This is a genomic window from Streptomyces johnsoniae (genome assembly GCF_031845565.1).
Taxonomy (GTDB): domain Bacteria; phylum Actinomycetota; class Actinomycetes; order Streptomycetales; family Streptomycetaceae; genus Streptomyces; species Streptomyces johnsoniae.
Genome location: NZ_JAVREV010000134.1, coordinates 1 through 205 on the forward strand (window position 1 = coordinate 1; position 205 = coordinate 205).

The following is a 205-nucleotide window of genomic DNA, read 5'->3' on the forward strand; positions in this document are numbered from 1 at the left end:
CGGTGAATGGTCCGGCGTCGACGGTGGTGTCGGGGGAGGTTGCGGCTCTGGATGAGTTGGTGGGGTTGGGTGGGCGGTGGGTTCCGGTGGATTATGCGTCGCATTCGGCTCAGGTGGATGCGATCCGCGATCAGATTCTCGAAGACCTTGCGGGGTTGGTGCCGGGGTCGGGTCGGGTGCCGTTTTATTCGTCGGTGACGGGTGG

1 protein-coding gene is annotated in these 205 nt (G+C 64.4%); it reads left to right on the plus strand.

Translation table 11 applies throughout. The features are described from left to right. The coding region (locus RM779_RS33605) for an acyltransferase domain-containing protein (RefSeq protein WP_311621576.1) at nucleotides 1-205 on the plus strand (205 nt) is incomplete at both ends.